The organism is Methylomonas sp. BG-2 (assembly GCF_057766305.1).
The window spans coordinates 1-7,306 of sequence record NZ_JBYMAP010000196.1 but is presented as its reverse complement, the minus strand read 5'-3'; the positions used below and the strand labels follow the sequence as shown (position 1 = coordinate 7,306).

Genomic DNA, 7,306 nt, shown 5'->3' with positions numbered 1-7,306 from the left:
CCGTCCAGGTAGCTCCAGGCTTGGCGATAGCCGACGCAACGCACCGCCGGCAGCGTCGTATCCAGATCGCCGCGCGCGCGCAATGCCAGTACTTCGTCGATGAATCCGCCGGCCAACATCGTGTCGAAACGCAGCGCAATCTTGTCGTGCAAGGTAGCGCGGTGTTCCGGCGCCACGATCAATTTGACGTAGCGGTAGCGGGTTTCCTGATCGGCGGCGGCGAAAAAGCTGCTGAGCGGCCGGCCGCTGAGCTCGTAAACCTCCAACGCCCGCTGCACCCGTTGCGGATCGTTGGCGTGAATGCGCGCCGCTGCTTGCGGATCGATTTGCGCCAAGCGGGCATGCATCGCCGCCTTGCCGAATTCGGCCAGCTCGTCGTCCAGCCGGCGCCGCAGGTTCGGATCGGCGGCCGGCAATTGCGCCAATCCTTGCGTCAATGCGCTGAAATACAACATCGTGCCGCCGACCAGGATCGGCAATTTGCCGCGCTGTAAGATGTCTTCGATCGCGGCCAGGGCCCGGTCGCGAAACTGGCCGGTCGAGAAGCTCTCGCGCGGGTCGAGTATGTCGATTAAATGATGCGGTATGCCGCCGCGCTCGGCCGGCGTCGGTTTGGCAGTGCCAATGTCCATGCCCCGATACACCAGCGCCGAGTCGACGCTGACGATTTCGCCGTTCATCGCCTGCGCCAACGCCACCGCCAACGCGGATTTACCGGACGCGGTCGGCCCCATTAGCAAAACCACCTTGGGCTTGTCCAAACCGGCCATCACTGACCGCGCATGAAGAAGCGGTCCAGTTCCTGATGGCTCAAGCGCACCCAGGTCGGTCTGCCGTGATTGCATTGGCCGATGCGCTCGGTTTGCTCCATGTCGCGCAGCAACGCGTTCATTTCGTCGATGCTGAGCTTGCGGCGAGCCCGAACCGAGCCGTGGCAAGCCATCGTCGCCAACACCGCGTTGATTTTTTCCTCGACTTGGCGGCTGAAGCCGTCGTTGAGCAAATCGGCCAACAGGTCGCGCACCAGCCGATCGACATCGGTCTTTGCCAGCAAGGCCGGGGTCGCGCGCAACACCACGGTTTCCGGCCCGGAGCGGGTCAACTCAAAGCCCAAACCCTGAAAAAACCCATGTTCGCGTTCGGCGAGATCGGCCTCGGCCGCCGTCACCTGCAATTTGATCGGCAGTAGCAAAGGCTGGGACACAATGGCGGATTGGTGGTAATGCCGCTTCAAGCGCTCGTAAGTCACTCGCTCGTGGGCGGCGTGCGCATCGACCAGAATCACGCCGTCGGCCGTTTCGGCCAGAATGTAGATGTTGTGGATATGCGCGACCGCGAAACCCAACGGCGGTATCGCCGACGCCGATTCGGGCGCGGGCGGGGTTTCGTCGGCCGGATAGAGTTTGGCGTAGGCCAGTAGCTGCTCGGGCACGTTGATGGCCGGACGCGGCGTCGGCCGGTAGGCCGCCGGCGCCTGCCGACCGGCTCCCGCCGGCGGTTCGGCCAAGTCCAACGGCAACGAAGCTTGCAATGGCGCGGGAGCCGGATTCGGACTATGGCCGGCATCGTCCGGCAAGGTTTGGTGGTCTATCGCCAGTGCCGCCTCGCCGCCGGGGCGCTGGGCCGCCAGACTGCGATGCAAGGCCTGGAACAAAAAGTCGTGCACCAGCCGGCCCTCCCGAAACCTCACTTCCAGTTTGGTCGGATGCGCATTGACGTCGACCAGCGCCGGGTCCAACGTCAAATACAACACGAACACCGGATGGCGGCCGTGATACAACACGTCCTGATAGGCTTGCTTGACCGCGTGCGCGACCAGTCTGTCCTTGATCAGGCGGCCGTTGACATAAAAAAACTGTTGGTCTTGCTGGCCGCGCGAGAAGGTCGGCAAGCTTACCCAGCCGCGCAGTTGCAGCCCCGAGGCGGCGTAATCGATCTTCACCGACTGCTCGATAAATGCCGAGCCGCAGATCGCCGCGATGCGTTTTTCCTGCTCGGTCAGGCTGGCGGCCGGTTTTAAATTTAGGACCTCGCGTTGATTGTGGTTCAACACGAAACCAACGTCGAAACGGGCCAGGGCCAGTTTTTGGATCAAGCTTTCGATATGGGCGAATTCGGTTTTTTCGGCCTTCAGAAATTTGCGGCGGGCCGGCGTGTTGTAAAACAAATCGCGGACATCGACGGTGGTGCCGGCCGGGTGCGGATCGGGTTGCGGATCGAAGTTTTTCTCGGTGCCGTCGGCGCTCACCTGCCAAGCGCAATCGGCGTCGGCGGTACGGGAAATCAAGGTCAGCCGCGCCACCGAACTGATGCTGGGCAAGGCCTCGCCGCGAAATCCCATGGTTCCGACCTGCTCCAGGTCGTCCAACGACGCGATTTTACTGGTGGCGTGGCGGGACAAGGCCAGCGCCAAGTCGTCCTTGACGATGCCGCAACCGTTGTCGCGGATTCGGATTTGGCGAATGCCGCCCTGCTCGATGTCTATCGCGACTTGGCTGGCGCCGGCGTCGAAACAGTTCTCGACCAATTCCTTAACCACCGACGCCGGCCGCTCGACGACCTCGCCGGCGGCGATCTGGTTGACCAGTTGGGGAGGTAAGGCGTGTATCCGCATGGCGAGCGCTCAAAAAGCGCGTATTTTAACGGATAGCGGCTCGAACGGGGGCTTGGCGCGCCCCCTCGGCATCATTCAGCTACTGCGCGGAATTTGTATCACTTGACCGACGCGCAGGTTGCCGTCGTTCATCGCGTTGGCATTACGGATCGCCCGCATCGAAACACCGTATTGCTGAGCAATCTCCGACAAGGTCTCGCCGCGGCCGATCACGTGTTGATTAGCCGACGATGCCGCGACCGCAACGGCTTCGCTACGCGCCGGCGCGGTGGGCTCCGGTTTGCTTGCCGCGATCGGCTCGACTTTTTCGACCGCCGCCAGCCGGTTGCCGCCGCCGGCTTTGTACAATTGCGCCATCAGCGTGCCGGCCGGGGCGTATTGCCGGAAATGCGCCATGATGCCGCCGAACACCGCCGACGCCATCTGTTGCTGATAACCGGCGCTGTTCAGGCGGCGCTCTTCGTCCGGGTTGGAAATGAACGCGGTTTCCACCAAAATCGACGGAATCGGCGATTTCAGCACGACAAAGCCGGCTTTTTGGACGCTGCTGCGATGCAAATGTCCCACCGATTTGACGTTTCTCAGCACCTTGTTACCGATGTGCAGGCTGGCATCCTTGGCGGCCTTTTGCGAGAGGTCCATCAACACCGAAGCCAAGGCCTCGTCGCGACCGTCGCCGCCACCGACGCGATCCGCCGCGTTTTCGCTGTCGGCTAAAAACCGGGCGACCGCGCTGGATGCGCCGTTATTGGATAGGGTATAGACCGAAGCGCCGTGGGCGGTAGGATCGTCGAAGGCATCGGCGTGAATCGAAACGAACAAATCCGCCTTGGCCTCTTGGGCGATGCGCACCCGCTCGCGCAGTTTGACGAAATAGTCGCCGCTGCGAATCATCACCGCTTTCATGCCGGGTTGGCGATTGATCGAGGCTTCCAAGCGCTTGGCGATAGCCAGCACCACGTCTTTTTCCTGGGTACCGTTGTTGCCCTGGGCGCCGACATCCTTGCCGCCGTGGCCGGCGTCGATGGCGACGACGATGTCGCGGCCCTTGGCCTTGGCCGCCGACTTCAGCACGGCCGGTTTCAGCTCGGGCTTGGCGGCCGGTTCTTGCGCCACCGCGACTTTTTCGGGTTTGCCGGCTTCCGGCTTGCTCGGCGCCTTGACGGCGGCCACCGGCGTCGCCTTCGGGACCAAGTCGATTTGCAAGGCATTGCCGGCCAGCGCGGCCTTGGCATCGGCGTCGGTTTTCAGCTCGACCACCACGCGTACATCGTCGCCGTTGTGCATGCCGCTACGGACATTCAGAAACAAGGGATGATCGGCCGGCGGCTGAGCGGGCGGCGTGGCGAATTTGGCGTCGACAAAATCGACGACCAGCCGGCTCGGGCTTTTCAGCACGAAGGCGTGGTGCTTGACCGGACCCGGCAACGCAAACGACAGTTGCGACGCCGCCCCGTATTGGATGCCGGCCAGTTCGGCCTGAGCCGCCAAAACGGCATGAGCGGCGGTAGACAAGACTACCATCCAGAAAATTCGAGACATTCGCTGCATAGCCGTTAGCCCAAAAGTGACAATTCCGTTGAGATTATAGCAATAGGTCCTTGTTTTTCCAGTGTAGTTTTATCAAATTTTTCCAATCGGAACGTAAGTGATTGATTTGAACGGCACGATGCTCGCCAACATAATTCAGGGTCAATTCCAGGTCGGCCGCAGGCAGTTGTCCCAAGCCCATTTCCGGCCACTCGATGCAGCACCAGGCCCGCTCCGCCAAATAGTCTGCCATCCCTATCCATTCCAATTCCTCGGGATCTTTCAAGCGGTATAAATCAAAATGCAACAAGGCGCGATCAGCCAGTCGGTATTCCTCGACCAGACTAAAGGTCGGACTTTTAACGGTTCCCGCATAGCCCGCCGCGCGCAACGCGCCCCGGATCAGCGTGGTTTTACCCGCGCCCAGGTCGCCGTTTAAAAACATCAGGCACTTGTCCGGCATCGCCCGCCACAGCGCCGCGCCGAAGGCCTCGGTTTCCGCGGCGTCGGCCAATTCGAATTCGATCAATTGAGTAACTCTCTGATTTCCGCCGGCAAATCGCCGGCCAACAAGCCGCGCTCGCCGTGCCGCAAGGCCAGGCGGTCGGCGGCTTCGCCGTGCACGTATACGCCCAGCTTGGCGGCTTCCAGCATCGACCAACCCTGCGCCAGCAATCCGCCCAACAATCCGGCCAGCACATCGCCCATGCCGCCGCTGGCCATGCCGGGATTGCCGGTCGGCGACACATAACAGCCGGAACCGTCGCCGATCAGGCTACCGGCGCCCTTAAAAATGCACACGCCGCCGTAGCGCCGTTGCAGCTTGGCCAAGCTCTCGAACCGGTCCGCGCCGATTTGGGCGGTCGTCGAAGCCAACAAACGCGCGGCTTCGCCGGGATGCGGGGTTAAAAGCCAATGATCGCGCCGCTCGGGCCGGGCCGCCAACAAGTTCAAGGCATCGGCATCCACCACGCAGCGCTTGCCGGACGCCAACACCGCCGCGAACATCGTCCGGGCCCAGGCGTCTTGTCCCAAGCCCGGACCGACGACGACGACGCTCGCCTTGTCCAACAACTCCGCCAATTCGGCAGCGGTCTCTGTGCCGTGACACATCAACTCCGGCCGGCCAAGATTCAGCAGCGCACTGTGCGCGGCCCGCGTCGCGATGCTGACCAAGCCGGCACCTGCGCGCAGCGCCGCTTCGCCGGCCAGACGTATCGCGCCGCTGTACCCGACGTTGCCGCCAACCGCCAACACATGGCCGCAGTGGCCTTTATGGGCCACGCGCGGACGAGCCGGCGGCGGAGTCTTGGTCAACCGATAAATCGAACCGGCGCCGGACAACACTTCGCAAGGCAATGCCAAACTGTCGCAAACGATTTCGCCGCAATAATCAGCCGCCAAACCGGTGAACAAGCCGCGTTTCAGTCCGATGAAGGTGACGGTCAAATCGGCGGCCACCGCGCGTCCCAACACGTTACCGGTATCCGCGTCCAGACCGGACGGCACGTCGATCGCCACGACCGGCGCGGCGGCGGCATTGATCGCCGCGATCGCCGATGCGTAGCGTTCGGAGACCGGCCGGCTCAAGCCGATGCCGAGCAAGGCATCGACGACCACGCCATCGCCGGACAGGCTGTCGCCCGGCACTTCAATACCGCCGCCGGCCTGCATAAAGCCCGAGGCGGCCTCGGCGGCATCGGCCGGCAAGCCGGCGGGGTCGGATAATGCATAAACCTCAACGCGATAACCGGCCAACAGGGCCAAGCGCGCCACCACATAGCCGTCGCCGGCGTTGTTGCCGGCGCCGCAATATACCGCCAGCCGCCGCCGTTCCGGCCAGCGCCGCCGGATTTGCTCGAACGCGGCCGCCCCGGCCCTGGCCATCATTTCCGCGCCGGCGACGCCGTGCTCGGTGATCGCCCGCCGTTCGGCTTCGCGAATCTCGGCAACGCTGTAGAGTTGATCGGCTGAAGGCATGGGCTGGTGTAAAATCACGGAATTGACTCATTATATTTTCGCGCCCGCCATGCCCCCAAATGATTTTGCAAGCAGCGAACAACTGATCGCCCTGATTCGGGCCTGGGGGTTGGAATTGGGCTTTCAGCAAATCGGTATCAGCGATACCGATCTGAGCAGCGCCGAAGGCCACTTGCAGCGCTGGTTGGCGGACGGCATGCACGGCGAGATGCACTATATGGCCGCGCACGGCCTCAAGCGCAGCCGGCCGGCCGACTTGCAAGCCGGCACGCTCAGTATTATTTCAGCGCGGATGGATTATCTACCGGAACAACGGGCCGACATCGCCGAGCGGCTGACGGATCCGGCCGCCGCCTTCGTGTCGCGCTACGCACTGGGTCGCGACTACCACAAACTGTTACGCGGACGCCTGCAAAAACTGGCCGACAAAATCGCCGCCGCGATCGGCCCGTTCGGCTACCGGGTATTCGTCGACAGCGCCCCGGTGTTGGAAAAAGCCATCGCCGAGAAAGCCGGGTTGGGCTGGATCGGCAAGCACAGCAATTTAATCAACCGCCGGGCCGGCTCCTGGTTTTTCCTCGGCGAAATCTATACCGATCTGGCCCTGCCCGCCGATACGCCGACCACCTCGCACTGCGGCAGTTGCCGAGCCTGCCTGGACGTATGCCCGACCCAAGCCATTGTCGCGCCTTACCGGGTCGATGCCCGCCGTTGCGTGTCTTATTTGACGATAGAGTTGCACGGCGGTATTCCGGTGGAACTGCGGCCGCTGCTGGGCAACCGGATCTACGGCTGCGACGACTGCCAATTGATTTGCCCGTGGAACCGCTACGCCAAACTCAGCAGCGAAGCGGACTTTCGCCCTCGCCACCGCCTGGACCGCGCCACGCTGATCGAACTGTTCAGCTGGAGCGAAACCGAATTTCTGCAACGCACCGAAGGCTCGGCGATCCGCCGCATCGGTCATCTGCGCTGGCTGCGCAATATCGCCGTCGCGCTGGGCAACGCCCAAGCGGACGCGGCGATCCGCGCGGCCTTGACCAACCGCCTGACCCACGACTCCGAGATCGTTAGAGAACACGTGGCTTGGGCCTTGCAGCGGCAGGCCGAGCGCGCGGAACAACTTGATTTTGAAAACGAAGCAAACTAGCCTTGCAACACCTATCCTCGGTTAGCTGCCAG

6 protein-coding genes are annotated in these 7,306 nt (G+C 62.7%); 1 reads left to right on the top strand and 5 read right to left on the bottom strand.

All coding sequences use genetic code 11. The annotated features are described in order from the left end of the window. From miaA to AC3B8H_RS16205, 5 genes are all read right to left on the bottom strand, one after another. A partial coding sequence (miaA, locus tag AC3B8H_RS16225) for a tRNA (adenosine(37)-N6)-dimethylallyltransferase MiaA (protein ID WP_488442588.1) occupies positions 1-770 on the bottom strand: 770 nt, incomplete at its 3' end. Continuing rightward, positions 770-2,614, bottom strand: a complete 1,845-nt coding sequence (gene mutL, locus AC3B8H_RS16220) for a DNA mismatch repair endonuclease MutL (RefSeq protein WP_488442587.1) — start codon at positions 2,612-2,614, stop codon at positions 770-772. The genes miaA and mutL, both read right to left, overlap by 1 nt. Positions 2,615-2,689: 75 nt before the next feature. Continuing rightward, positions 2,690-4,138 carry an N-acetylmuramoyl-L-alanine amidase gene (locus AC3B8H_RS16215; RefSeq protein ID WP_488442586.1) on the bottom strand — a complete coding sequence of 483 codons (1,449 nt, stop codon included), beginning with the start codon at positions 4,136-4,138 and terminating at the stop codon, positions 2,690-2,692. 61 nt (positions 4,139-4,199) lie between these two features. Then, on the bottom strand, positions 4,200-4,673 hold the full coding sequence (tsaE, locus tag AC3B8H_RS16210) for a tRNA (adenosine(37)-N6)-threonylcarbamoyltransferase complex ATPase subunit type 1 TsaE (protein ID WP_488442585.1): 474 nt from the start codon (positions 4,671-4,673) through the stop codon (positions 4,200-4,202). Then, complete coding sequence (locus tag AC3B8H_RS16205; protein ID WP_488442584.1) at positions 4,670-6,124, bottom strand: NAD(P)H-hydrate dehydratase; 1,455 nt, start codon at positions 6,122-6,124, stop codon at positions 4,670-4,672. The genes tsaE and AC3B8H_RS16205 overlap by 4 nt, the downstream gene beginning before the upstream one ends. A 49-nt stretch (positions 6,125-6,173) precedes the next feature. Here AC3B8H_RS16205 and queG point away from each other — a divergent pair, with 49 nt between their 5' ends. After that, on the top strand, positions 6,174-7,274 hold the full coding sequence (queG, locus tag AC3B8H_RS16200) for a tRNA epoxyqueuosine(34) reductase QueG (RefSeq protein WP_488442583.1): 1,101 nt from the start codon (positions 6,174-6,176) through the stop codon (positions 7,272-7,274). Positions 7,275-7,306: the final 32 nt, after the last annotated feature.

Bases quoted from the DNA above. Each gene is read 5' to 3' on its own strand.
- mutL (WP_488442587.1), bottom strand. From the start codon at position 2,614: ATGCGGATACACGCCTTACCTCCCCAACTGGTCAACCAGATCGCCGCC.
- AC3B8H_RS16215 (WP_488442586.1), bottom strand. From the start codon at position 4,138: ATGGTAGTCTTGTCTACCGCCGCTCATGCCGTTTTGGCGGCTCAGGCC.
- AC3B8H_RS16205 (WP_488442584.1), bottom strand. From the start codon at position 6,124: ATGCCTTCAGCCGATCAACTCTACAGCGTTGCCGAGATTCGCGAAGCC.
- queG (WP_488442583.1), top strand. From the start codon at position 6,174: ATGCCCCCAAATGATTTTGCAAGCAGCGAACAACTGATCGCCCTGATT.